The organism is Burkholderia sp. JKS000303 (assembly GCF_002563755.1).
Classification (GTDB): domain Bacteria; phylum Pseudomonadota; class Gammaproteobacteria; order Burkholderiales; family Burkholderiaceae; genus Burkholderia; species Burkholderia anthina_B.
This window is the reverse complement of record NZ_PDBZ01000001.1, coordinates 1,268,634-1,291,165: the sequence shown is the minus strand read 5'-3', so window position 1 is coordinate 1,291,165 and position 22,532 is coordinate 1,268,634. Positions and strand designations below refer to the sequence as shown.

Annotated in this window: 33 protein-coding genes; 31 read left to right on the top strand and 2 right to left on the bottom strand. The window is 61.9% G+C overall.

Annotated elements, in window-relative coordinates:
• Position 1 precedes the first annotated feature (1 nt).
• From rplB to dsbD, 27 genes are all read left to right on the top strand, one after another.
• Complete coding sequence (gene rplB, locus BX604_RS06215; protein WP_006482900.1) at positions 2 to 829, top strand: 50S ribosomal protein L2; 828 nt, start codon at positions 2 to 4, stop codon at positions 827 to 829.
• 10 nt (positions 830 to 839) lie between these two features.
• Positions 840 to 1,115 (top strand): 30S ribosomal protein S19, encoded by a 276-nt coding sequence (gene rpsS / locus BX604_RS06210; protein ID WP_004199273.1) that lies wholly within the window; start codon positions 840 to 842, stop codon positions 1,113 to 1,115.
• A gap of 12 nt (positions 1,116 to 1,127) precedes the next feature.
• Entirely contained in the window at positions 1,128 to 1,457 is a 330-nt protein-coding gene (gene rplV, locus BX604_RS06205; RefSeq protein WP_004199272.1) for a 50S ribosomal protein L22, read from the top strand.
• Between the two features lie 11 nt (positions 1,458 to 1,468).
• Entirely contained in the window at positions 1,469 to 2,269 is an 801-nt protein-coding gene (gene rpsC, locus BX604_RS06200) for a 30S ribosomal protein S3 (RefSeq protein WP_006482899.1), read from the top strand.
• 2 nt (positions 2,270 to 2,271) lie between these two features.
• Positions 2,272 to 2,688 carry a 50S ribosomal protein L16 gene (gene rplP, locus BX604_RS06195; RefSeq protein ID WP_006752927.1) on the top strand — a complete coding sequence of 139 codons (417 nt, stop codon included), beginning with the start codon at positions 2,272 to 2,274 and terminating at the stop codon, positions 2,686 to 2,688.
• A gap of 9 nt (positions 2,689 to 2,697) precedes the next feature.
• Positions 2,698 to 2,892, top strand: coding sequence for a 50S ribosomal protein L29 (gene rpmC / locus BX604_RS06190; RefSeq protein WP_006400652.1), 195 nt, complete (start codon positions 2,698 to 2,700; stop codon positions 2,890 to 2,892).
• Positions 2,889 to 3,161 carry a 30S ribosomal protein S17 gene (rpsQ, locus tag BX604_RS06185; protein WP_043191859.1) on the top strand — a complete coding sequence of 91 codons (273 nt, stop codon included), beginning with the start codon at positions 2,889 to 2,891 and terminating at the stop codon, positions 3,159 to 3,161. The genes rpmC and rpsQ overlap by 4 nt, the downstream gene beginning before the upstream one ends.
• A 309-nt stretch (positions 3,162 to 3,470) precedes the next feature.
• Positions 3,471 to 3,839: a 50S ribosomal protein L14 gene (gene rplN, locus BX604_RS06180; protein ID WP_006752929.1), complete on the top strand. Its 369-nt coding sequence runs from the start codon at positions 3,471 to 3,473 to the stop codon at positions 3,837 to 3,839.
• 9 nt (positions 3,840 to 3,848) lie between these two features.
• Positions 3,849 to 4,157 (top strand): 50S ribosomal protein L24, encoded by a 309-nt coding sequence (rplX, locus tag BX604_RS06175; RefSeq protein WP_006477187.1) that lies wholly within the window; start codon positions 3,849 to 3,851, stop codon positions 4,155 to 4,157.
• 16 nt (positions 4,158 to 4,173) lie between these two features.
• Positions 4,174 to 4,713 carry a 50S ribosomal protein L5 gene (gene rplE, locus BX604_RS06170; protein ID WP_006477186.1) on the top strand — a complete coding sequence of 180 codons (540 nt, stop codon included), beginning with the start codon at positions 4,174 to 4,176 and terminating at the stop codon, positions 4,711 to 4,713.
• 7 nt (positions 4,714 to 4,720) lie between these two features.
• Positions 4,721 to 5,026: a 30S ribosomal protein S14 gene (gene rpsN, locus BX604_RS06165; RefSeq protein WP_006482884.1), complete on the top strand. Its 306-nt coding sequence runs from the start codon at positions 4,721 to 4,723 to the stop codon at positions 5,024 to 5,026.
• A gap of 14 nt (positions 5,027 to 5,040) precedes the next feature.
• Complete coding sequence (rpsH, locus tag BX604_RS06160; protein WP_006477185.1) at positions 5,041 to 5,436, top strand: 30S ribosomal protein S8; 396 nt, start codon at positions 5,041 to 5,043, stop codon at positions 5,434 to 5,436.
• Between the two features lie 18 nt (positions 5,437 to 5,454).
• Positions 5,455 to 5,985, top strand: coding sequence for a 50S ribosomal protein L6 (rplF, locus tag BX604_RS06155; RefSeq protein WP_038714980.1), 531 nt, complete (start codon positions 5,455 to 5,457; stop codon positions 5,983 to 5,985).
• Positions 5,986 to 5,997: 12 nt separating this feature from the next.
• The gene (rplR, locus tag BX604_RS06150; RefSeq protein ID WP_006477183.1) at positions 5,998 to 6,363 is read left to right on the top strand and encodes a 50S ribosomal protein L18; all 366 of its coding nucleotides are present in this window, start codon (positions 5,998 to 6,000) and stop codon (positions 6,361 to 6,363) included.
• 14 nt (positions 6,364 to 6,377) lie between these two features.
• Positions 6,378 to 6,896, top strand: a complete 519-nt coding sequence (gene rpsE, locus BX604_RS06145; RefSeq protein WP_006752931.1) for a 30S ribosomal protein S5 — start codon at positions 6,378 to 6,380, stop codon at positions 6,894 to 6,896.
• A 15-nt stretch (positions 6,897 to 6,911) separates the two neighbouring features.
• Positions 6,912 to 7,094, top strand: a complete 183-nt coding sequence (gene rpmD / locus BX604_RS06140; RefSeq protein WP_006400644.1) for a 50S ribosomal protein L30 — start codon at positions 6,912 to 6,914, stop codon at positions 7,092 to 7,094.
• A 26-nt stretch (positions 7,095 to 7,120) separates the two neighbouring features.
• The gene (rplO, locus tag BX604_RS06135; protein WP_006477180.1) at positions 7,121 to 7,555 is read left to right on the top strand and encodes a 50S ribosomal protein L15; all 435 of its coding nucleotides are present in this window, start codon (positions 7,121 to 7,123) and stop codon (positions 7,553 to 7,555) included.
• Positions 7,556 to 7,597: 42 nt separating this feature from the next.
• The gene (secY, locus tag BX604_RS06130; RefSeq protein WP_096504156.1) at positions 7,598 to 8,947 is read left to right on the top strand and encodes a preprotein translocase subunit SecY; all 1,350 of its coding nucleotides are present in this window, start codon (positions 7,598 to 7,600) and stop codon (positions 8,945 to 8,947) included.
• Between the two features lie 8 nt (positions 8,948 to 8,955).
• A complete protein-coding gene (infA, locus tag BX604_RS06125) occupies positions 8,956 to 9,174 on the top strand; it encodes a translation initiation factor IF-1 (RefSeq protein ID WP_004521905.1) in 219 nt (72 codons plus the stop codon).
• A gap of 20 nt (positions 9,175 to 9,194) precedes the next feature.
• Complete coding sequence (gene rpmJ / locus BX604_RS06120) at positions 9,195 to 9,311, top strand: 50S ribosomal protein L36 (RefSeq protein ID WP_004199844.1); 117 nt, start codon at positions 9,195 to 9,197, stop codon at positions 9,309 to 9,311.
• A 38-nt stretch (positions 9,312 to 9,349) separates the two neighbouring features.
• A complete protein-coding gene (rpsM, locus tag BX604_RS06115) occupies positions 9,350 to 9,715 on the top strand; it encodes a 30S ribosomal protein S13 (RefSeq protein WP_014898353.1) in 366 nt (121 codons plus the stop codon).
• 28 nt (positions 9,716 to 9,743) lie between these two features.
• Positions 9,744 to 10,145 (top strand): 30S ribosomal protein S11, encoded by a 402-nt coding sequence (gene rpsK, locus BX604_RS06110; RefSeq protein WP_004197937.1) that lies wholly within the window; start codon positions 9,744 to 9,746, stop codon positions 10,143 to 10,145.
• Between the two features lie 156 nt (positions 10,146 to 10,301).
• Complete coding sequence (gene rpsD / locus BX604_RS06105; protein ID WP_006752934.1) at positions 10,302 to 10,925, top strand: 30S ribosomal protein S4; 624 nt, start codon at positions 10,302 to 10,304, stop codon at positions 10,923 to 10,925.
• A gap of 124 nt (positions 10,926 to 11,049) precedes the next feature.
• Complete coding sequence (locus BX604_RS06100; RefSeq protein WP_006477176.1) at positions 11,050 to 12,027, top strand: DNA-directed RNA polymerase subunit alpha; 978 nt, start codon at positions 11,050 to 11,052, stop codon at positions 12,025 to 12,027.
• A 148-nt stretch (positions 12,028 to 12,175) separates the two neighbouring features.
• The gene (rplQ, locus tag BX604_RS06095; protein ID WP_006477175.1) at positions 12,176 to 12,571 is read left to right on the top strand and encodes a 50S ribosomal protein L17; all 396 of its coding nucleotides are present in this window, start codon (positions 12,176 to 12,178) and stop codon (positions 12,569 to 12,571) included.
• Positions 12,572 to 12,772: 201 nt separating this feature from the next.
• A complete protein-coding gene (gene cutA / locus BX604_RS06090; RefSeq protein ID WP_096504158.1) occupies positions 12,773 to 13,099 on the top strand; it encodes a divalent-cation tolerance protein CutA in 327 nt (108 codons plus the stop codon).
• Positions 13,092 to 14,930: a protein-disulfide reductase DsbD gene (dsbD, locus tag BX604_RS06085; RefSeq protein ID WP_098550008.1), complete on the top strand. Its 1,839-nt coding sequence runs from the start codon at positions 13,092 to 13,094 to the stop codon at positions 14,928 to 14,930. The genes cutA and dsbD overlap by 8 nt, the downstream gene beginning before the upstream one ends.
• Before the next feature lie 116 nt (positions 14,931 to 15,046).
• Here dsbD and hemB read toward each other — a convergent pair whose 3' ends face one another.
• Entirely contained in the window at positions 15,047 to 16,045 is a 999-nt protein-coding gene (gene hemB / locus BX604_RS06080) for a porphobilinogen synthase (RefSeq protein ID WP_098550007.1), read from the bottom strand.
• 253 nt (positions 16,046 to 16,298) lie between these two features.
• Entirely contained in the window at positions 16,299 to 16,958 is a 660-nt protein-coding gene (gene yihA, locus BX604_RS06075; RefSeq protein WP_098550006.1) for a ribosome biogenesis GTP-binding protein YihA/YsxC, read from the bottom strand.
• A gap of 216 nt (positions 16,959 to 17,174) precedes the next feature.
• Here yihA and BX604_RS06070 point away from each other — a divergent pair, with 216 nt between their 5' ends.
• The 4 genes from BX604_RS06070 (at position 17,175) to msrP (ending at position 22,517) form a co-directional block, all read left to right on the top strand.
• Positions 17,175 to 17,828 carry a c-type cytochrome gene (locus tag BX604_RS06070; protein WP_098550005.1) on the top strand — a complete coding sequence of 218 codons (654 nt, stop codon included), beginning with the start codon at positions 17,175 to 17,177 and terminating at the stop codon, positions 17,826 to 17,828.
• Between the two features lie 122 nt (positions 17,829 to 17,950).
• The gene (locus BX604_RS06065) at positions 17,951 to 20,167 is read left to right on the top strand and encodes a cytochrome c biogenesis protein ResB (protein WP_098550004.1); all 2,217 of its coding nucleotides are present in this window, start codon (positions 17,951 to 17,953) and stop codon (positions 20,165 to 20,167) included.
• 4 nt (positions 20,168 to 20,171) lie between these two features.
• On the top strand, positions 20,172 to 21,362 hold the full coding sequence (gene ccsB / locus BX604_RS06060; RefSeq protein ID WP_098550003.1) for a c-type cytochrome biogenesis protein CcsB: 1,191 nt from the start codon (positions 20,172 to 20,174) through the stop codon (positions 21,360 to 21,362).
• A gap of 159 nt (positions 21,363 to 21,521) precedes the next feature.
• A complete protein-coding gene (gene msrP / locus BX604_RS06055; RefSeq protein ID WP_098552725.1) occupies positions 21,522 to 22,517 on the top strand; it encodes a protein-methionine-sulfoxide reductase catalytic subunit MsrP in 996 nt (331 codons plus the stop codon).
• Positions 22,518 to 22,532 lie beyond the last annotated feature (15 nt).

Sequence of the window (22,532 nt, the reverse complement as noted above, 5' to 3'; positions counted from 1 at the left end):
CATGGCAATCGTTAAAGTTAAGCCGACATCGCCGGGTCGCCGCGCGATGGTCAAGGTGGTCAACAAGAACCTGCACCAGGGCAAGCCGTTCGCGGCACTGCTCGACTCGCAGAGCTCGACCGCCGGCCGTAACAACAACGGTCGTATCACCACGCGTCACAAGGGTGGTGGTCACAAGCAACACTATCGTATCGTCGATTTCCGTCGCACGAAGGATGGCATCCCGGCAAAGGTCGAACGTCTCGAGTACGACCCGAACCGTAGCGCGAACATCGCGTTGGTGCTCTACGCAGACGGCGAGCGTCGCTACATCATCGCCCCGAAGGGTCTGACGGTCGGCCAACAGCTGATGTCGGGTTCGGAAGCGCCGATCCGTGCAGGCAACACGCTGCCGATCCGCAACATTCCGGTCGGTACGACGATCCACTGCATCGAGATGCTGCCGGGCAAGGGCGCGCAAATGGCGCGTTCGGCTGGCACGTCGGCCATGCTGCTGGCACGTGAAGGCGTCTACGCGCAGGTTCGTCTGCGTTCGGGCGAAATCCGCCGCGTGCACATCGAGTGCCGTGCAACGATCGGTGAAGTTGGCAACGAAGAGCATAGCCTGCGCCAAATCGGCAAGGCTGGCGCGAACCGCTGGCGCGGTATCCGCCCGACGGTGCGTGGCGTTGCGATGAACCCGGTTGATCACCCGCACGGTGGTGGTGAGGGCAAGACGGCTGCAGGTCGCGACCCGGTGAGCCCGTGGGGTACGCCGGCTAAGGGTTATCGCACCCGCAGCAACAAGCGCACGACGACGATGATCGTCCAGCGCCGTCACAAGCGTTAAGGAGTAGGCAATGGCACGTTCTGTTAAAAAAGGTCCGTTCTGCGACGCCCATTTGCTGAAGAAAGTTGAGGCGGCTGCAGCTTCGCGCGACAAAAAGCCGATCAAGACCTGGTCGCGTCGCTCGACGATTCTGCCGGATTTCATCGGCCTGACGATCGCTGTTCACAACGGCCGTCAACACGTTCCGGTGTACATCTCGGAAAACATGGTCGGCCACAAGCTTGGCGAGTTCGCACTGACCCGTACGTTCAAGGGTCACGCAGCCGACAAGAAGGCCAAGAAATAAGGGGCAATCAAGATGGAAGTGAAAGCAATTCATCGCGGTGCCCGCATCTCGGCGCAAAAAACGCGCCTTGTGGCTGACCAGATCCGCGGTTTGCCGGTCGACAAGGCGCTGAACGTTCTGACGTTCTCGCCGAAGAAGGCGGCTGGCATCGTGAAGAAGGTTGTGCTGTCGGCAATCGCGAATGCGGAGCACAACGAAGGCGCTGATATCGACGAGCTCAAGATCAAGAGCATCTACGTCGACAAGGCTGCATCGCTCAAGCGTTTCACCGCGCGCGCCAAGGGCCGCGGTAACCGCATCGAGAAGCAATCCTGTCACATCACTGTGACGGTCGGGAATTAAGGAGCCATACGATGGGACAGAAAATTCATCCGACTGGCTTCCGCCTGGCTGTCAGCCGCAATTGGGCTTCGCGTTGGTACGCGAACAACAACAATTTCGCGGCGATGCTGCAGGAAGACATCGGTGTTCGTGAATACCTGAAGAAGAAGCTGAAGAACGCTTCGGTCGGTCGGGTCGTCATCGAGCGTCCGGCGAAGAACGCGCGCATCACGATTTACAGCTCGCGTCCGGGTGTGGTCATCGGCAAGAAGGGCGAGGATATCGAGCAGCTGAAGACGGAACTGCAACGCCGCATGGGCGTGCCGGTTCACGTCAACATCGAAGAAATCCGCAAGCCGGAAACCGATGCTCAGCTGATCGCTGACTCGATCACGCAACAGCTCGAGCGCCGGATCATGTTCCGTCGCGCGATGAAGCGTGCGATGCAGAACGCGATGCGTCTGGGTGCCCAAGGCATCAAGATCATGAGCGCAGGCCGTCTGAACGGTATCGAAATCGCTCGTACGGAGTGGTATCGCGAAGGTCGCGTGCCCCTTCATACGCTGCGTGCCGACATCGACTACGCAACTTCGGAAGCGAAGACGACCTACGGCATCATCGGCGTCAAGGTGTGGGTTTACAAGGGCGACACGCTCGGCCGCAACGACGCGCCGGTGGTCGAGGAAGTAGCCGAAGACAAGCGTCCGCGTCGCAATGCGCGTCCGGGCGACCGTCGTCCGCGCCGTGATGGCGAAGGCGGCGCTCCGGGTGCTCGTCGTGGCGCACCGCGCCGTGGCGCCGGCAAGCCGGAAGACGGCAAGACTGGAGAATAACGATGCTGCAACCGAAACGCAGGAAGTATCGCAAAGAGCAGAAGGGTCGTAACACCGGCAAGGCGACGCGCGGCAACGCAGTGTCGTTCGGTGACTTCGGCCTGAAGGCGATCGGTCGCGGCCGTTTGACCGCGCGTCAAATTGAAGCAGCGCGTCGTGCAATGACGCGTCACATCAAGCGTGGCGGCCGCATCTGGATCCGGATCTTCCCGGACAAGCCGATTTCGCAAAAGCCGGCAGAAGTACGTATGGGTAACGGTAAGGGTAACCCGGAGTACTACGTCGCTGAGATCCAGCCGGGCAAGATGCTCTATGAAATGGACGGCGTAACCGAAGAACTGGCACGCGAAGCGTTCCGTCTGGCTGCAGCCAAGCTGCCGCTGAAGACGGCATTCATCGTGCGCCAGCTCGGCGCCTAAGGAGAAAACATGAAGGCTTCCGAACTTCTCCAGAAAGACCAGGCCGCGCTCAACAAGGAGCTGGCGGACCTGCTGAAGGCGCAATTCGGCCTGCGCATGCAACTCGCGACCCAGCAGCTCACGAACACGAGCCAGCTGAAGAAGGTTCGTCGCGACATCGCACGTGTGCGGACCGTCATGACTCAGAAGGCGAACCAGAAATGAACGATAGCGTGAAAACCTCGCTGAAGCGGACGCTGGTCGGTCGGGTCGTCAGCAACAAGATGGACAAGACCGTCACCGTGCTGATCGAGCACCGCGTCAAGCACCCGATCTACGGCAAGTATGTCGTGCGCTCGAAGAAGTATCACGCGCATGATGAAGCGAACACCTACAACGAGGGTGACCTCGTTGAAATCCAGGAAACTCGTCCGCTGTCGAAGACGAAGGCCTGGACGGTGTCGCGCCTCGTCGAAGCCGCTCGCGTCATCTAAGCGGGCAGCGTAGTAGGCAGTAACAAGCACTTCGCCACGAAGTGCTTGAAATCGCAAAGTTTTTGCTTGCGTGACCAGGGTTATTTGTTATAATCCTGGTCTTCCCTCTTTATGGGAGCCCCGTCGCGGGCGAAGTTGGTGGGGGAAGCGGACTGGCGCCAGCCTGTTCGAAAGATTCACCGAATTGCGATGGCGGGTTTCGTTTGCCGTCGCTGCTGTTCCAACCCAAGCAGCCGATTGGCTGACGGGACCAAGACTGACCGAATGCATCATGGTGGTGCATCCGGATTAAGTTGGGAAAGACAAACCATGATCCAGACCGAATCTCGGCTCGAAGTAGCCGACAACACGGGTGCGCGTGAAGTCATGTGCATCAAGGTGCTCGGCGGCTCGAAGCGTCGTTATGCCGGCATTGGCGACATCATCAAGGTGACCGTCAAAGAGGCAACGCCGCGCGGGCGCGTGAAGAAAGGCGAAATTTACAACGCCGTGGTGGTCCGCACCGCCAAGGGCGTTCGCCGTCAAGACGGCTCGCTGATCAAGTTCGACGGCAACGCCGCTGTGCTTTTGAATAACAAGCTCGAGCCGATCGGCACCCGTATTTTCGGGCCGGTGACGCGTGAGCTGCGTAGCGAACGATTCATGAAGATCGTTTCGCTGGCGCCGGAAGTGCTGTAAGGAGTCGCGATGAACAAGATTCGCAAGGGTGACGAAGTTATCGTCGTCACTGGCAAAGACAAGGGCAAGCGCGGCGTCGTGCTGGCTGTCGGTGCAGAACATGTGACGGTTGAGGGTATCAACCTCGTCAAGAAGCATGTGAAGCCGAACCCGATGAAGGGTACGACGGGTGGCGTGGAAGCGAAGACGATGCCCCTGCATATTTCGAACGTCGCACTGGTCGACGCGAATGGCAAGGCGTCGCGTGTTGGCATCAAGGTCGAGGAAGGCAAGAAGGTTCGCTTCCTGAAGACGACCGGTGCCGTACTGAGCGCCTGACGCAGCGGAGTAAAAAATGGCTCGTTTTCAAGAGTTTTACAAAGAAAAGGTTGTGCCCGGCCTGATCGAGAAGTTCGGTTACAAGTCGGTCATGGAAGTGCCGCGCATCACCAAGATCACGCTGAACATGGGTCTTGGCGAAGCGATCGCTGACAAGAAGATCATCGAGAACGCCGTTGGCGACCTCACGAAGATCGCCGGTCAGAAGCCGGTCGTCACGAAGGCGCGCAAGGCAATCGCAGGCTTCAAGATCCGCCAGGGCTACCCGATCGGCGCGATGGTGACGCTGCGTGGTCAAGCGATGTACGAATTCCTCGACCGTTTCGTGACCGTTGCCCTGCCCCGCGTGCGTGACTTCCGCGGCGTGTCGGGTCGTGCTTTCGATGGCCGTGGCAACTACAACATCGGTGTGAAAGAGCAGATCATTTTCCCCGAAATCGACTACGACAAGATCGACGCACTGCGTGGGCTGAACATCAGCATCACGACGACTGCGAAGACCGACGACGAAGCAAAGGCTCTGCTCGCCAGCTTCAAGTTCCCGTTCAGAAACTGAGGTTACCGTGGCTAAACTGGCACTGATCGAACGTGAAAAGAAGCGCGCCCGCCTGGTCGCGAAGTTCGCAGCAAAGCGCGAAGCGCTGAAGGCGATCGTCGAAGACCAAAGCAAGTCGGAAGAAGAGCGCTACGAAGCACGCCTGGAGCTGCAGCAACTGCCCCGCAACGCAAACCCGACCCGCCAGCGTAACCGCTGCGCGATCACGGGCCGTCCGCGTGGCACGTTCCGTAAATTCGGCCTCGCGCGTAACAAGATTCGTGAAATCGCATTCCGTGGCGAGATTCCTGGCCTGACCAAGGCGAGCTGGTAATAGGAGAAACGTAAATGAGCATGAGTGATCCTATCGCCGATATGCTGACTCGCATCCGCAACGCGCAGATGGTCGAGAAGGTATCGGTTGCGATGCCCTCGTCGAAGGTCAAGGTTGCAATCGCGCAAGTCCTCAAGGACGAAGGTTATATCGACGATTTCGCCGTCAAGGCGGAAGGTGCGAAGTCCGAACTGAATATCGCGCTGAAGTACTACGCAGGTCGCCCGGTTATCGAACGCCTCGAGCGCGTGTCGAAGCCTGGTCTGCGCGTGTACCGCGGCCGTAACGACATTCCGCAGGTCATGAATGGCCTGGGTGTGGCAATCGTGTCGACGCCGAAGGGCGTGATGACCGACCGCAAGGCGCGCGCTACCGGCGTCGGCGGCGAAGTCATCTGCTACGTTGCTTAAAGCCGAGGAGAGAGAAACATGTCTCGAGTAGGTAAGAGCCCGATCGCGCTGCAAGGCGCGGAAGTCAAGCTGGCCGACGGTGCAATCACCGTCAAGGGCCCGCTGGGCACCATCACGCAAGCGGTCAATCCGCTCGTGAACGTGGCGAACAACGACGGCACGCTGAATCTGTCGCCGGTCGACGAAAGCCGCGAAGCAAATGCACTGTCGGGCACGATGCGCGCGATCATCGCGAATGCCGTGCACGGCGTGACCAAGGGTTTCGAGCGCAAGCTGACGCTGGTTGGCGTCGGGTATCGTGCGCAAGCGCAAGGCGACAAGCTGAACCTGTCGCTGGGTTTCTCGCACCCGGTGGTGCACCAGATGCCGGAAGGCGTCAAGGCTGAAACCCCGACGCAAACCGAAATCGTGATCAAGGGGATCAACAAGCAACAAGTCGGTCAAGTAGCTGCGGAAGTTCGCGGTTACCGTCCGCCGGAGCCGTACAAGGGCAAGGGCGTGCGCTATTCCGACGAGGTTGTGATCCTCAAAGAAACGAAGAAGAAGTAAGGGTGCGCAATCATGGATAAGACTCAATCTCGCCTGCGCCGCGCTCGCCAGACGCGTATCAAGATCGCTGAGCTGCAGGTCGCGCGTCTCGCCGTGCATCGCACGAACACGCACATCTACGCTCAAGTGTTCTCGCCCTGCGGCACCAAGGTGCTCGCCAGCGCGTCGACGCTCGAAGCAGAAGTGCGCGCCGAACTGGCCGACAAGTCGGGCAAGGGCGGCAACGTTAATGCCGCGACGCTGATCGGCAAGCGTATTGCCGAGAAGGCAAAGGCTGCCGGCATCGAATCCGTCGCCTTCGACCGCTCGGGCTTCCGCTACCATGGCCGCGTCAAGGCGCTGGCTGAGGCAGCTCGCGAAGCTGGGCTCAAGTTCTAAGGAAGGAATTCGTCATGGCAAAGATGCAAGCGAAAGTTCAGGCTGACGAGCGCGACGACGGCCTTCGTGAAAAGATGATTTCGGTCAATCGCGTGACCAAGGTCGTGAAGGGTGGCCGTATTCTCGGCTTCGCCGCACTGACCGTGGTTGGCGATGGTGATGGCCGCATCGGTATGGGCAAGGGCAAGGCGAAGGAAGTGCCGGTCGCTGTCCAGAAGGCAATGGAACAAGCTCGCCGCAACATGTTCAAGGTGCCGCTCAAGAACGGCACGCTGCAGCACGAAGTGCACGGCAAGCATGGCGCATCCGCTGTCCTCCTCGCTCCGGCGAAGGCAGGTACGGGCGTGATCGCCGGCGGCCCGATGCGCGCAGTGTTCGACGTGATGGGCGTTCAGAACGTCGTGGCGAAGAGCCACGGTTCGACGAACCCGTACAACCTCGTTCGCGCCACGCTGGACGGTCTGCGCAAGCAGTCCACCCCGGCAGACATCGCGGCGAAGCGCGGCAAGTCCGTCGAAGATATTTTGGGCTAAGCCCGGGTGGTCACCATGTCTGAAAAAACTGTCAAGGTTCAGCTCGTGAAGAGCCTGATCGGGACCCGCGAATCGCACCGCGCTACCGTGCGTGGCCTGGGCCTGCGCCGACTCAATTCGGTTAGCGAGCTGCAGGACACGCCGGCGGTCCGCGGCATGATCAACAAGGTCTCGTACCTCGTTAAGGTCATCGCGTAAGCGGCCCTACGGATCAAGGAGTTGATATGGAATTGAATAACCTGAAGCCGGCCGCTGGTGCAAAGCACGCCAAGCGTCGCGTCGGTCGCGGCATCGGTTCGGGCCTCGGCAAGACGGCTGGCCGTGGTCACAAGGGTCAGAAATCGCGTTCGGGCGGCTTCCACAAAGTCGGTTTCGAAGGCGGTCAGATGCCGCTGCAACGTCGTCTGCCGAAGCGCGGCTTCACGTCGCTGACGAAGGAATTCGTCGGTGAAGTGCGCCTCTCCGACCTCGAGAAGCTGCCGGTCGACGAGATCGATCTGCTCGCACTGAAGCAAGCCGGCCTGGTCGGCGAGCTGACGAAGAGCGCAAAGATCATCGCGACGGGCGAACTGAAGCGCAAGATCGTCGTGAAGGGTCTCGGTGCCACCAAGGGTGCGCGCGCTGCGATCGAAGCGGCTGGCGGTTCGTTCGCCGAGTGACACGCGTAGCGCGTCGTTACTTGCATTCATCGGAGAAGGTACTTGGCTAACAGCCCGAGTCTTGCAAAACCCGGTCGAAGCACGGCGAAATTCGGCGATCTGCGCCGGCGAGCGATGTTCCTGCTCCTGGCGCTGATCGTCTATCGCATCGGCGCGCACATCCCCGTGCCGGGCATCGATCCGGATCAACTGGCGAAGCTGTTCCAGAGCCAGGCGGGCGGCATCCTGGGCATGTTCAACATGTTCTCGGGTGGCGCGCTTTCCCGCTTCACGATCTTTGCGCTGGGGATCATGCCGTACATCTCGGCGTCGATCATCATGCAGCTGTTGGCGATCGTCTCGCCGCAGCTCGAGGCGCTGAAGAAGGAAGGGCAGGCAGGGCAACGGAAGATCACGCAGTACACGCGGTATTTCACCGTGGTGCTCGCGACCTTCCAGGCGTTCGGTATCGCGGCTGCGCTGGAAAACCAGCCTGGCCTCGTCATCGACCCCGGCATGCTGTTCCGTCTGACGACGGTCGTGACGCTGGTGACCGGTACGATGTTCCTGATGTGGCTGGGTGAGCAGATCACCGAGCGTGGTCTGGGCAACGGTATCTCGATCATCATCTTCGGCGGGATCGCAGCAGGGTTCCCGAATGCCGTGGGTGGGTTGCTCGAACTGGTGAAAACGGGTTCGATGGGGCCGTTCTCGGCGATCATCATCGTCGTTCTGATTGCCGCGGTGACTTACCTGGTCGTGTTCATCGAACGCGGTCAGCGCAAGATCCTCGTGAACTACGCGAAGCGTCAGGTTGGCAACAAGATCTACGGTGGGCAGTCGTCGCATTTGCCGCTGAAGCTGAACATGTCGGGCGTGATTCCGCCGATCTTTGCGTCGTCGATCATCCTGTTCCCGGCCACGATCCTTGGCTGGTTTAGCACGGGTCAACCGACGGGAGGCTGGCTCTCCAACACGTTGCATGACGTCGCGGAGGCACTGAAGCCGGGTCAGCCGGTCTATGTGCTGCTGTACACGCTGGCAATCGTGTTTTTCTGCTTCTTCTACACCGCGCTGGTGTTCAATAGCAGGGAAACCGCAGACAACCTGAAGAAGAGCGGCGCGTTTGTTCCGGGCATCCGTCCGGGCGACCAGACCGCACGGTATATCGACCGCATCCTCACGCGTCTGACGCTGGCCGGTGCGATCTACATCGTCTTCGTGTGTCTGCTGCCGGAATTCCTGGTGCTGCGCTGGAACGTGCCGTTTTATTTTGGTGGAACGTCGCTGCTGATCATTGTCGTCGTCACGATGGACTTCATGGCGCAGGTGCAGTCGTACGTTATGTCGCAACAGTATGAGTCGCTGCTCAAGAAGGCAAACTTCAAGGGCGGCAACATCCCAATGCGTTAATTCGGACTATGGCCAAAGACGATGTAATCCAGATGCAGGGTGAGGTGATCGAAAACCTCCCGAATGCGACCTTCCGTGTGAAGCTGGAAAACGGCCATGTCGTGTTGGGGCATATCTCCGGGAAGATGCGGATGCACTACATCCGCATCCTGCCGGGCGACAAGGTGACGGTTGAATTGACGCCTTACGATCTGTCTCGTGCGCGGATCGTGTTCCGGGCGAAGTGATTTGAAAAAAGGGTATTATCATGAAAGTGATGGCATCGGTTAAGCGCATTTGCCGCAATTGCAAGATCATCAAGCGCAAAGGCGTCGTTCGCGTGATCTGCAGCTCGGATCCGCGCCACAAGCAGCGCCAAGGCTGACCGCGCGTTTGTTTGCGCTTTTTGTTTGAGGAAAAACAATGGCTCGTATCGCAGGGGTTAACATCCCGAATCACCAGCATACCGAGATCGGCCTGACGGCAATCTTCGGTATCGGCCGCACGCGCTCGCGCAGCATCTGCGTGGCGTCTGGCGTGGAATTCTCGAAGAAGGTCAAGGACCTGACCGACGCAGACCTCGAAAAGCTGCGTGAAGAAGTGGGCAAGTTCATCGTTGAAGGCGATCTGCGCCGTGAAGTGACGATGAACATCAAGCGCCTGATGGACCTCGGTTGCTACCGTGGCGTCCGTCATCGCAAGGGCCTGCCGATGCGCGGTCAGCGTACGCGTACGAACGCACGTACCCGTAAGGGTCCGCGTCGTGCAGCGCAAGCGCTGAAGAAGTAAGCGGAACTGACAGTTACAGGAAAACGTAATGGCTAAGGCTTCGAACACCGCGGCGCAACGCGTTCGCAAGAAGGTTAAGAAGAACGTCGCTGAAGGCGTGGTTCACGTTCACGCGTCGTTCAACAACACGATCATCACGATCACCGATCGCCAGGGCAATGCACTGGCATGGGCGACGTCGGGCGGCCAGGGCTTCAAGGGCTCGCGCAAATCGACGCCGTTCGCTGCTCAGGTTGCTGCTGAGTCGGCCGGTCGCGTCGCGATGGAATACGGCGTGAAGAATCTGGAAGTGCGGATCAAGGGCCCGGGCCCGGGTCGCGAGTCGGCAGTGCGTGCACTGCATGGCCTCGGCATCAAGATCACCGCGATTTCGGACGTCACCCCGATTCCGCACAACGGCTGCCGTCCGCCGAAGCGTCGTCGTATCTAAGAATGCTGCTGGCACGTTTGTGCTGGCACATTTGCCTGTCGCCGCGTAGCGTCGACGGGCGTTGCTTTTTTGATTGACTAAGCCCACCGTTCGCCCCAAAGGGCGCGAACTAGCGCGGATTTTGCTCCGCGTGACTGATTGATAAAGGAATGCAAAGTGGCACGTTATATCGGCCCTAAGGCCAAGCTGTCCCGCCGTGAAGGCACCGACCTGTTCCTGAAGAGCGCGCGCCGCTCGCTCGCCGACAAGTGCAAGCTCGACAGCAAGCCGGGCCAGCACGGCCGTACCTCGGGCGCACGTACGTCCGACTATGGTACGCAGCTGCGCGAAAAGCAGAAGGTCAAGCGTATTTACGGCGTCCTGGAGCGTCAGTTCCGTCGTTACTTCGCTGAAGCCGACCGCCGCAAGGGCAACACGGGTGAAAACCTGCTGCAACTGCTCGAGTCGCGTCTCGACAACGTCGTGTATCGCATGGGCTTCGGCTCGACCCGCGCTGAAGCGCGTCAGCTGGTGAGCCACAAGTCGATCACCGTGAACGGCGTCGTCGCGAACGTGCCGTCGCAGCAAGTGAAGGCTGGTGACATCGTCGCGATCCGCGAAAAGGCGAAGAAGCAGGCGCGTATCGTCGAAGCGCTGTCGCTGGCCGAGCAAGGCGGCATGCCGAGCTGGGTTGCAGTCGATGCGAAGAAGTTCGAAGGCACGTTCAAGCAAATGCCGGAACGCGCTGACATCGCAGGCGACATCAACGAAAGCCTGATCGTCGAATTGTATTCGCGTTAATCCGATTGACGGCCGAGGTACCCCGATTGCGTTGCGCAAGGAGGGTCCTCGGCTGTTTATTTTCTGGTTGTTACCGGTCAGCCTTATCGGTGTAACGAGCCGAGGGTATTGAAGAGGAAAGCCCATGCAAACCAGTTTGCTGAAACCCAAGATCATCGCCGTGGAATCGCTGGGCGAGAACCACGCGAGGGTGGTCATGGAACCGTTCGAACGCGGTTACGGCCACACCTTGGGCAACGCGCTTCGCCGCGTGCTGCTGTCGTCGATGGTTGGCTACGCGCCGACCGAAGTGACGATCGCAGGCGTGGTGCACGAGTACTCGACGCTTGATGGCGTGCAAGAGGACGTCGTCAACCTGCTGCTGAACCTGAAGGGTGTGGTGTTCAAGCTGCACAACCGTGACGAAGTGACGGTGACCCTGCGCAAGGAAGGCGAAGGCGTCGTTACGGCCGGCGATATCGAGCTGGCTCACGATTGCGAAGTCATCAACCCGAATCACGTGATCGCGCACCTGTCGAAGGGCGGCAAGCTCGACGTTCAGATCAAGATCGAAAAGGGTCGCGGCTATGTGCCCGGCAACGTCCGTCGCTACGGCGAAGACACGGCCAAGATCATCGGCCGCATCGTCCTCGACGCATCGTTCTCGCCGGTTCGCCGCGTGAGCTATGCCGTTGAAAGCGCACGTGTCGAGCAGCGTACCGATCTCGACAAGCTCGTGATGAACATCGAGACGAGCGGCGTGATCACCCCGGAAGAGGCGATCCGTCAATCGGCGCGCATCCTGGTCGACCAGCTGTCCGTGTTCGCGGCACTGGAAGGCACGGAAACGGCTGCCGAAGCACCGTCGCGTGCACCGCAGATCGATCCGATCCTGCTGCGTCCGGTGGACGATCTCGAGCTGACGGTTCGTTCCGCGAACTGCCTGAAGGCCGAGAACATCTACTACATCGGCGACCTGATCCAGCGCACGGAAAACGAGCTGCTGAAGACGCCGAACCTCGGTCGCAAGTCGCTGAACGAGATCAAGGAAGTGCTCGCTTCGCGCGGTCTCACGCTGGGCATGAAGCTCGAAAACTGGCCGCCGGCTGGTCTCGACAAGTAAGCCTGCGTGTAGCCTGGCTATCGCTGTAGTTGGCAAAGATGCGGATTTTCCTTTAAAATCCGCATCTTGCTTTTTTCACTACCGGCCCGTGCACCCATCGAGGTGCGATAGAAGAGCTGGATCAAAACTTTGAATCAAGGAAACTGAAATGCGCCATCGTCATGGTCTGCGGAAACTGAACCGCACGAGCAGCCACCGTCTGGCTATGCTCCGTAACATGTCCAACTCGCTGATCGAGCACGAAGTCATCAAGACGACGCTGCCGAAGGCGAAGGAACTCCGTAAAGTCGTCGAGCCGCTGATCACGCTCGGCAAGAAGCCGTCGCTGGCAAACCGTCGTCTGGCGTTCAACCGCCTGCGCGATCGTGACTCGGTGGCGAAGCTGTTCGACGTGCTCGGTCCGCGTTTCGCGAACCGTCCGGGCGGCTACCTGCGCGTGCTGAAGTTCGGCTTCCGCGTCGGCGACAACGCACCGATGGCACTGGTCGAGCTGCTTGATCGTCCGGAAGTCGACGAAACGGAAAACGTGCAAGAAGCTGAGTAAGCTTCCAGTACGCAGCAGTATCTAAAAAGGGCCGAGCGATTGCTTGGCCCTTTTTGTTTTTTGACGCGTGCCTGCGATCGATTGCCGCAGGCCAGTGCCGGCAGCGTCGTGCGGGCTGCGCTACGATACGGGACTGCCGATGCGGGCCCCGGACGGAAGATCGGGATCCTGCCGGCCGGTCAACCAGCGAGGAGGGCGCGTATGGTGGTGGTGTTGATGCTGACGACGGTGCCCGACGCGGCGACGGCCGCAGCGCTTGCCGATGGCGCACTCGGCGCACGGCTGGCCGCGTGCGTGTCCGAACTCGGTACGATCAAGTCGCGCTATCACTGGCAGGGCAAGGTCGAAACGGCCGACGAGATCCAGTTGCTGTTCAAGACGAGCCCGGTGCGCTCGCTCGAACTGGAGCGGTTTATTCTCGCGCATCATCCGTACGAGACGCCCGAAATCGTCTCGTGGCAGGCGACGGCTTCGGCCGGGTACGGCCAGTGGGTGACCAGCGAAACTCAACGTCTATTTCATGTTTAACGGTATGGCGCTTTCCGTGCGCGTGCGCGCGCTGCGGTTCCTTGCAGTCCTGTTGTCGCTCATGTTCGTGCTGGGCGGCCTGTCGGTCGCGCGTGCGGCCGACGATTTCCTCGATCCATCGGTCGCGTTCAAGTTCAGTGCGAGCGAATCGCCTGGGCAGGTGGACGTGAGCTTCAAGGTCGCCAAAGGCTATTACCTGTACCGCGAGCGGTTCGCGTTCGCGGTGAAGAGCGGGCAGGCGACGCTCGGCGAGCCGCAATTCCCGGCCGGTCACGTGAAGTTCGACCAGACGTTCCAGAAGGAAGTCGAGACCTATCGCGACGAGGTCGTGATTCACGTGCCCGTCAAGCAGGCGGCAGGGCCGTTCGAGCTCGCGGTGACGTCCCAGGGCTGCGCCGACGAGGGGATCTGCTATCCGCCCGCCGAGCACGTCGTGAAAGTCGACGGGGCTGCGCTGGGCGCGGCAGCACCGGCCGGTGCTGCCGCGGCTTCAGGCAACTGGTTCGACAAGGTGACGAGCGCCGATTTCGCGCAGTCGTTGCTCGAGGGACACGGCTTCTTCACGATCGTCGCGCTGTATTTCGTCGCGGGCGTCGTGCTGAGTCTGCTGCCGTGTTCGTACCCGATGATTCCGATCGTGTCGGCGATCATCATCGGCCAGGGCACGCGCGCGACGCATGCACGCGGCTTTGCGCTGTCGCTGACCTATGTGGTCGGCATGGCGCTCGTCTATACCGTGCTCGGCATTGCCGCGGCGCTGGTCGGCCAGAGCCTGGGCGCATGGCTGCAGAACCCGTGGGTGCTCGGCGCGTTCGGCATCTTGCTCACGGCGTTTGCGGTATCGCTGATTTCAGGCAAGGACATCGCGTTGCCCGCGCGTTGGCAGAACGGCGCGGCAGAGGCATCGGGCGCGCGCCGGGGTGGCCATTTTGCTGCGGTTGCCGCGATGGGCGCGTTGTCGGCGCTGGTCGTCGGCGCCTGCATGACGGCGCCGCTGTTTGCTGTGCTCGCCTTTATCGCGCATACCGGCAACGCGCTGCTCGGCGGCGCCGCACTCTTCGCGATGGGGCTGGGGCTCGGCGTGCCGCTGCTCGTCGTCGGCATCGGTGCAGGGACGGTGCTGCCCCGCGCCGGCGCATGGATGGACGGCGTGAAGGTGTTCTTCGGCATCGCCCTGCTTGCGGCTGCGTTGTGGATCGTGTGGCCCGTGCTGGCGGGCGGCCTGAAGATGGTGCTCTCGGCATTGTGGCTGCTGGTCGCTGCCGCGGCGCTCGGCCTGTTCACGCCGAATCTGGGCGCGGCCTCGATCTGGCGCCGTCTCGGTCGCGGGCTCGGCGCTGCACTCGCGATCTGGGCGGCGACGCTGCTCGTCGGTCTCGCCGCCGGCTCGAACGATCCGGTGAAGCCGCTGGCCGTGCTTGCGTCGCGCACCGTCGCATCGGCGGCCGGTGCGGCCGCCGGGCAGGCGGGTAGCCCGGCATTCGCATCGGTGCGCTCCAGCGCGGAGCTCAACACGCTGCTGAAGACGTCGGACCGGCCCGTGATGCTCGATTTCTACGCTGACTGGTGTGTGAGCTGCAAGGAGATGGAGCACCTGACGTTCACTGACGCACGCGTGCAGGCGCGACTCGGACAGCTGCACCTGGTGCGCGCCGACGTCACGGCGAACAATCCGGACGACCAGGCGCTGCTCAAGCGCTTCAACCTGTTCGGGCCGCCGGGGATCATCTTCTTCGATCGCAGCGGCAACGAAATCGGTCGCGTGGTCGGCTATCAGGCTGCCGAGACGTTCCTGCGCAGCCTTGACCGGGCGGCGGTGCCGACGGTGTGACGCGCGCTCGCCGGCACGTACCGGCGGCTTCTGTCATCTCGACTGATCGACACGAAAAAAACGGCGGAACACCGAAGTGTTCCGCCGTTTTTCTTTGCGCGGGTAAGACGCGCGGCTTAGCGCTGCGCTTTCAGCAGACGCGCGGCGTCGAGCGCGAAGTACGTGAGCACGCCATCGGCGCCCGCACGCTTGAACGCGAGCAGCGATTCGAGCACGACCTTGTCGTGGTCGAGCCAGCCGTTCATCGCAGCGGCCTTCAGCATCGCGTATTCGCCGCTCACCTGGTACACGTAGGTCGGGAAGCGGAACTCGTCCTTCACGCGGCGCACGATGTCGAGATACGGCATGCCGGGCTTGACCATCACCATGTCGGCGCCTTCGTCGATGTCGAGGCGCACTTCGCGCAGCGCTTCGTCGCTGTTCGCCGGATCCATCTGGTAGGTCATCTTGTTGCCCTTGCCCAGATTGGATGCCGAACCGACCGCATCGCGGAACGGACCGTAGAACGCCGACGCGAACTTGGCCGAATAGGCCATGATTCGCGTATGGATATGGCCGTCGCTTTCCAGCATTTCGCGCACCGCGCCGATCCGGCCGTCCATCATGTCCGACGGCGCGACGATGTCGACACCGGCCTCGGCCTGCGCACGCGCCTGGTCGACCAGGATCTCGATCGTCTCGTCGTTGATCACGTAGCCGTTTTCGTCGAGCACGCCGTCCTGGCCGTGGCTCGTGTACGGGTCGAGCGCAACGTCGGTCAGCACGCCGAGATCGGGGAAGCGCTTTTTCAGCTCGCGCACCGCGCGCGGGATCAGGCCTTCCGGATTGGCTGCTTCGCGGCCGTCAGGCGTCTTCAGCGACGGCTCGATGGCCGGGAACAGCGACAGCACGGGCACGTCGAGTTCGACGCACTGCTCGGCGACGTGTATCAGCAGATCGACCGACACGCGCTCGACGCCGGGCATCGACGGCACGGGCTGCCGTTCGTTGGTGCCTTCGACGACGAACACCGGGTAGATCAGGTCGTCGGTGGTCAGGCGGTTTTCGCGCATCAGGCGCCGGGAGAAGTCGTCGCGGCGCATCCGGCGCGGACGATGAAGCGGATGGAAGCTCATGGCGATTTGGCAGAAATCAGGGCAAGAAGAACCTTACGGAACCCTTCGGTCATTTTCGGGACCGTTGGTATATGATAGCGATCGAGCGGCACGCGTCGCGTGTTGCTCCCCGCTTCTCCTCCCTGAGCGGGTGCCTGTCGTTATTCGATTAGGCTGTTTGACCCGCCGTTCAACGGCGGGTTTTTTTATGAGCCGGCCGAATTCACAGGCGCCGTCAGGTGCGCACGGCCGAAACGGGCCGCGCGGTGTCCGGTCATTGTGCTACAGGCTCGCCTTTTTCGTCGGCGACCGACGGCCGCAGCCAGCTTTCGATCAGCACGTGCGCGTCGTCGAGCCCGACGCGCTTCATCGCCGAGAACAGTTGGACGGTCAGCTCGCCCTTCACGCCCTGGTCGCGATACGCGTCGAGCCCCTTTTGCGTGGTTCGCAGCGCGTTGATGCTCTCTTGCCGCGTCAATTTGTCGCACTTCGTCAGCAGCGTATGGATCGGCTTGCCGGTCGGCGCGAACCACTCGATCATCCGGCGATCGAGATCGGTCAGCGGGCGACGCGAATCCATCATCAGGATCAGGCCGCAGAGTTGTGACCGGGTCGCCAGATAGGACGACAGCAGCATTTCCCAGTGGGCTTTCGCGGCCCCCGGCACTTCCGCGTAGCCGTAGCCGGGCAGGTCGACCAGGTTCGCGACGGGCTCGTCGGCCGGGCCGACGGAGAAGTAGTTGATGTGCTGCGTACGGCCGGGCGTCTTCGACGCGAAGGCGAGCCGCTTCTGGTTGCACAGCACGTTGATCGCCGTCGATTTGCCGGCATTCGAGCGGCCGGCGAAGGCGATTTCCGGTTGCACCGTCGGCGGCAGGTCGCGCAGATGGTTGACGGTCGTGTAGAAGCGGGCTTGATGGAGCAAAAAGGCCATGGGGGAACCGGTGGGACGGGCGGCGCGAGCCGCTTGGTGGAGGCGGGGTAGCCCCGATAGGCGCGGGAGCTTTCAGCGCGATATTGTACAATACGACGGTTTTGCCGAAGGGCTGCGGGCGCCTGCCTCGCGCTTTTATGCAGCTTCTGCGGTAGACTGGTCGACGTCGTTTTTTGCAGAACCTCTAATTCCCACAAGACGAAACAGGGTGTGCGAATGAATCGACTGTGCAAGTCTCTGATGGTGCTTCAGGTTGCAGCAGGGTTCGTAGGTTTCGTGGCGGAGGCAAAAGCGGCGGATGCGGCCAAGCCGGATCTGGACCGCGGCAAGGCGATTGCCGGGCAGGTTTGTGCGTCGTGTCACGGCGTCGACGGCAACAGCGCGTCGGGCAGTTTCCCGAAGCTCGCCGGCCAGCATCCCGAATATCTGGTCAAGCAACTGAACGACTTCAAGACCCAGCCGGGCGCGAAGGGGCCGGCGCGGACCAACGCGGTGATGGTCGGGTTCGCGAGCGCCTTGAGCGCGGCCGACATGCGCAACGTTGCCGCATATTACGGGTCGCAGACGATGAAGGTCGGTGCCGCACGCGATGCGGCGACCGTGCCGATCGGCCAGAAGATTTACCGCGGCGGCATCGCGGAAAAGGGCGTGCCCGCCTGCGCGAGCTGTCACGGGCCGACGGGGCAAGGGATTCCGGTCCAGTACCCGCGCCTGTCGGGGCAATGGGCGGATTACACCGTGGCCCAGTTGACCGCGTTCCAGCAGGGTGCCGGCGCGCGCAACAACAACGAGGCGATGCATCAGATCACGTCGCGTCTGTCGGACACCGAGATCAAGGCCGTCGCGGATTACATCGCCGGCCTGCATTGAACGGGCCGTCGCGAATGGAATGACCGGGCGCCCGCAGGGCGGCCGGAGTCAGAACAAGAAAAGGGTGGGGCGCCGCGTGCTTGCGGCCGCCTTGCCCTTTTTTGTTGTCAGTCGGAGTTTGAATGAGCGTTACCACGTCGGGGTTGCAGTCGAAGTCTGGTCAGGGTGCGTCCAAACGCGCGATCGAGCTGGTGAGCTCGATGCGCTTCGCGATTGCGCTGCTGGTGGTGTTGTCGATTGCCAGCATCATCGGCACGGTCCTGACCCAGGACGACCCGTATCCGAACTACGTGAACCAGTTCGGGCCATTCTGGGCGGATATCTTCCGCTCGCTGGGCCTGTACAACGTGTACAGCGCGTGGTGGTTCATGCTGATCCTGATCTTCCTCGTCACGTCGATCTCGCTGTGCGTGATCCGCAACGCGCCGAAGATGCTCGCCGATGCGAAGAGCTGGAAGGACAAGGTCCGTGAAGGCAGCCTGCGCGCGTTCCATCACAAGGCCGAATACACGACGTCCGGCACGCGTGCGACCGTGGCCGCCACGCTCGCCGCGTTCGTCACCAAGGCCGGTTACAAGCACGTCGTGCGCGAAACCGACGGAGCGACGCTGATCTCCGCGAAGCGCGGCGCGCTGACGAAGTGGGGCTACATCTCCGCGCACCTGGCCATCATCGTGATCTGTATCGGCGGCCTGCTCGACAGCAACCTGCCGATCAAATTCCAGATGTGGATGTTCGGCAAGAGCCCGGTCAACACCAGCGCGACGATCAGCGATATCTCGGCCGACCATCGCCTGTCCGCGTCGAACCCGACGTTCCGCGGCTACGCATGGGTGCCGGAAGGGCAGTTCGTGTCGACGGCGATCCTGAACCAGCCGAACGGCTCGCTGATCCAGGACCTGCCGTTCTCGATCCAGCTCAACAAGTTCATCGTCGACTACTACTCGACCGGGATGCCGAAGCTCTTCGCGAGCGACATCGTCGTGATTGATCGCGAGACGGGCAAGAAGATCCCGGCGCGCGTCGAGGTCAACAAGCCGTTCACGTACAAGGGTGTGTCGATCTACCAGTCGAGCTTCCAGGACGGCGGCTCGCAGATGCAGATGACGGCCTACCCGATGACGGGCGACAACGCGAAGACGTTCGCCGTGAAGGGCACGATCGGTAGTTCGGCCCCGCTGCAGATGTCGGGCAGCGACGGCGACACGATCGAGTTCTCCGACTTCCGCGCGATCAACGTCGAGAACATGGCCGACGCGAGCGGCAAGCCGGACGTGCGCGGCGTCGCGAAGACGGAGACGCTGAAGGAAGTGTTCGACGACCGGCTCGGCTCGGGCGCGAAGACGTCGAAGCCGATGCAGCTCCACAACATCGGCCCGTCGGTGCAATACAAGATTCGCGGCAAGGACGGCCAGGCGCGCGAGTTCAACAACTACATGCTGCCCGTCGACATGGGCGGCGCGCGCGTGTTCCTCGCCGGTGTGCGCGCGAGTCCGAACGATCCGTTCCGCTACATGCGCATTCCGGCCGACAGCGAGGATTCGATCGGTGAATGGATGCGCCTGCGCGCCGCGCTCGAGGATCCGGCCGTACGCGCCGAAGCCGCCGCGCGCTTCGCGCAGCGTTCGCTGCCGGGCACCGACGCATCGCTGCGCACCCGCCTGCAGGACAGCGCATCGAAAGTGCTGACCCTTTTTGCTGCAAGCGACGACAGCGTCGGCCGCGGTGCAGACGGCCAGCCGATCGGCGGCTTCCAGGCGGTCGCCACGTTCATCGACCGTTCGGTGCCGAAGGCCGAGCAGGAAAAGGCCGCCAGCCTGCTGTTGCGCATGCTCGAGGGCTCGATGTGGGAAGTCTGGCAGATCGCCCGCGAGCGCGCCGGCGAGCCGCCCGCGCAGCAGGGCAACGACACGGTGCGCTTCGTGCAGAACGCGATCAATGCGCTATCTGACAGCTTTTTGTATGGATCGCCGGTCTATTTACAGCTTGACTCATTCAAGCAGGTGCAAGCTTCGGTATTTCAGTTGACGCGCGCACCGGGCAAGAATCTGGTGTATCTTGGCAGCCTGCTGTTGGTCGCCGGCATCTTCTCGATGTTCTACGTGCGCGAGCGACGCCTCTGGTTCTGGCTCAAGGATGCCGGCTCGGGCGTCGATGTGGTGATGGCGATGTCGACAGCCCGCAAGACCTTCGATTTCGAGAAAGAATTCGTGCAGACGCGCGACGCGGCCGGCGCCGCCTTGCGCGCCACACCCCGCGATGCCGCGCCCGCCGGTGCGGCCGCGACTGCCCGTCCGCCTGCCGGCGACGGTTCCGATTCCGAGAATTCCACCCGGTAACATCATGGATCTCACTCAAGTTTCCGCTTCCCGTTCGGGGCCTGCCCACGCTCCGGTTTCGGCGCCGTTGTTCGACGACCGTCCGTTCCTCGCCCGCCTGTCGCTGGTCGACTGGCTGTTCGCTCTGGCACTCGTGGTCGGCGCGGGCTATGCGTTCGTGCACTACAACGAGCACATGAATTACTACGACAAGGCGGTGATGATCGGCACCGTGCCGGCGCTTGTCGTGCTCGGCTGGCGCTGGAAGCCCGCGCGGCTGCTGATGGCGTCGATCGCCGTGCTGTCGCTGCTGTCGATCCAGATTTACCAGGGCGACCTCACGCGCGCCGATTCGACGTTCTTCCTCAAGTACATCCTGTCGAGCCAGTCAGCGATCCTGTGGATGAGCGCGCTGTTCGTGCTTGCGACGATCTTCTACTGGATCGGTTTGCTCGCGCGCTCGGAATCGGGCTCGGCGATCGGCCAGAAGCTCACGTGGGCCGCCGTGCTGATGGGCTTCACCGGGCTGATGGTGCGCTGGTACGAGTCCTACCTGATCGGCGCCGACGTCGGGCACATCCCGGTGTCGAACCTGTATGAAGTGTTCGTGCTGTTCAGCCTGATCACCGCGCTGCTGTACCTGTACTACGAAGGCCACTACGGCACGCGTGCGCTGGGCGCGTTCGTGCTGCTGGTCATCAGCGCCGCCGTCGGCTTCCTGATGTGGTACTCGGTCGCACGCGATGCGCAGCAGATCCAGCCGCTCGTGCCGGCGCTGCAGAGCTGGTGGATGAAGATTCACGTGCCGGCGAACTTCATCGGCTACGGCAGCTTCGCGCTGTCGGCGATGGTGTCGGTCGCGTACCTGATGAAGGAGCGCGGCGTGCTCGCCGATCGTCTGCCGACGCTCGACGTGCTCGACGACGTGATGTACAAGTCGATCGCGGTCGGTTTCGCGTTCTTCACGATCGCGACGATCCTCGGCGCCCTGTGGGCCGCCGAAGCGTGGGGCGGCTACTGGAGCTGGGACCCGAAGGAAACCTGGGCGCTGATCGTGTGGCTCAATTACGCGGCATGGCTGCACATGCGCCTGATGAAGGGCCTGCGTGGCACGGTCGCCGCATGGTGGGCGCTCACGGGCCTGCTCGTGACGACGTTCGCGTTCCTCGGCGTCAACATGTTCCTGTCCGGGCTGCACAGCTACGGCAAGCTGTAAGATTTTCGACGCTGGTCCGACAAAAGACCGCCGGCGCACTGCGTGCCCGGCGGTTTTTCTTTTGTAACGGGCGGGCGGCCCACGCGTCGAACGGCGCATGATCGGTCGGGTCGAACGCTCATGAAGCATGCGCGCCGCGCATGCACGAGGAGCAGCACGATGTGGATCAAACACCCTTTGCGCACCCTGCTGACCGGCAGCGACATCGCGCAGAGCGACATTACGCCGCGCGCGATATTCGAGAACCGGCGGCGCGTCCTGCAGGCCGCCGGCGTGGCGGCCGCGGGCGGATTGCTCGGCAGCAGCGGTGCGGCGTTTGCCGCCTATGCGTCGCCCGACGCCCGGGCAGCGAAGCTCGCGGCGAAAACCAACGCGAAGTTCGTCGCGGCCGACAAGGTGACGCCGTTCAAGGACATCACGTCCTACAACAACTTCTATGAATTCGGCACCGACAAGGGCGACCCGGCGCAGAACGCGGGCACGCTCAGGCCGCGTCCGTGGCGCGTGAGCGTCGAAGGCGAGGTGCTGCACCCGAAGGTGTTCGATCTCGACGAGTTGCTGAAGCTCGCACCGCTCGAAGAACGCGTGTACCGGCTGCGCTGCGTCGAGGGCTGGTCGATGGTGATTCCGTGGATCGGCGTGCCGCTGTCCGAGCTGATCAAGCGCGTGCAGCCGACCGGCAACGCGAAATACGTGCAGTTCGTCACGCTGGCCGATCCGTCGCAGATGCCGGGCCTGTCGACGCCCGTGCTCGACTGGCCATACTCGGAAGGGCTGCGGATGGACGAAGCGATGAATCCGCTGACGCTGCTGACGATGGGCGTCTACGGCCAGGTGTTGCCGAACCAGAACGGCGCGCCGGTGCGGATCGTCGTGCCGTGGAAGTACGGCTTCAAGAGCGCGAAGTCGCTCGTGAAGATCCGCTTCGTCGACAAGCAGCCGAAGACGAGCTGGAACACGTATGCACCGAACGAATACGGCTTTTATTCGAACGTGAATCCGAACGTCGATCACCCGCGCTGGAGCCAGGCGACCGAGCGGCGGATCGGCGAGGACGGCTTCTTCACGCCGAAGCGCAAGACGCTGATGTTCAATGGCTACGGCGATCTCGTCGCGTCGATGTATCAGGGCATGGACCTGAAGAAGAACTTCTGAGCGCGATGGCGACAA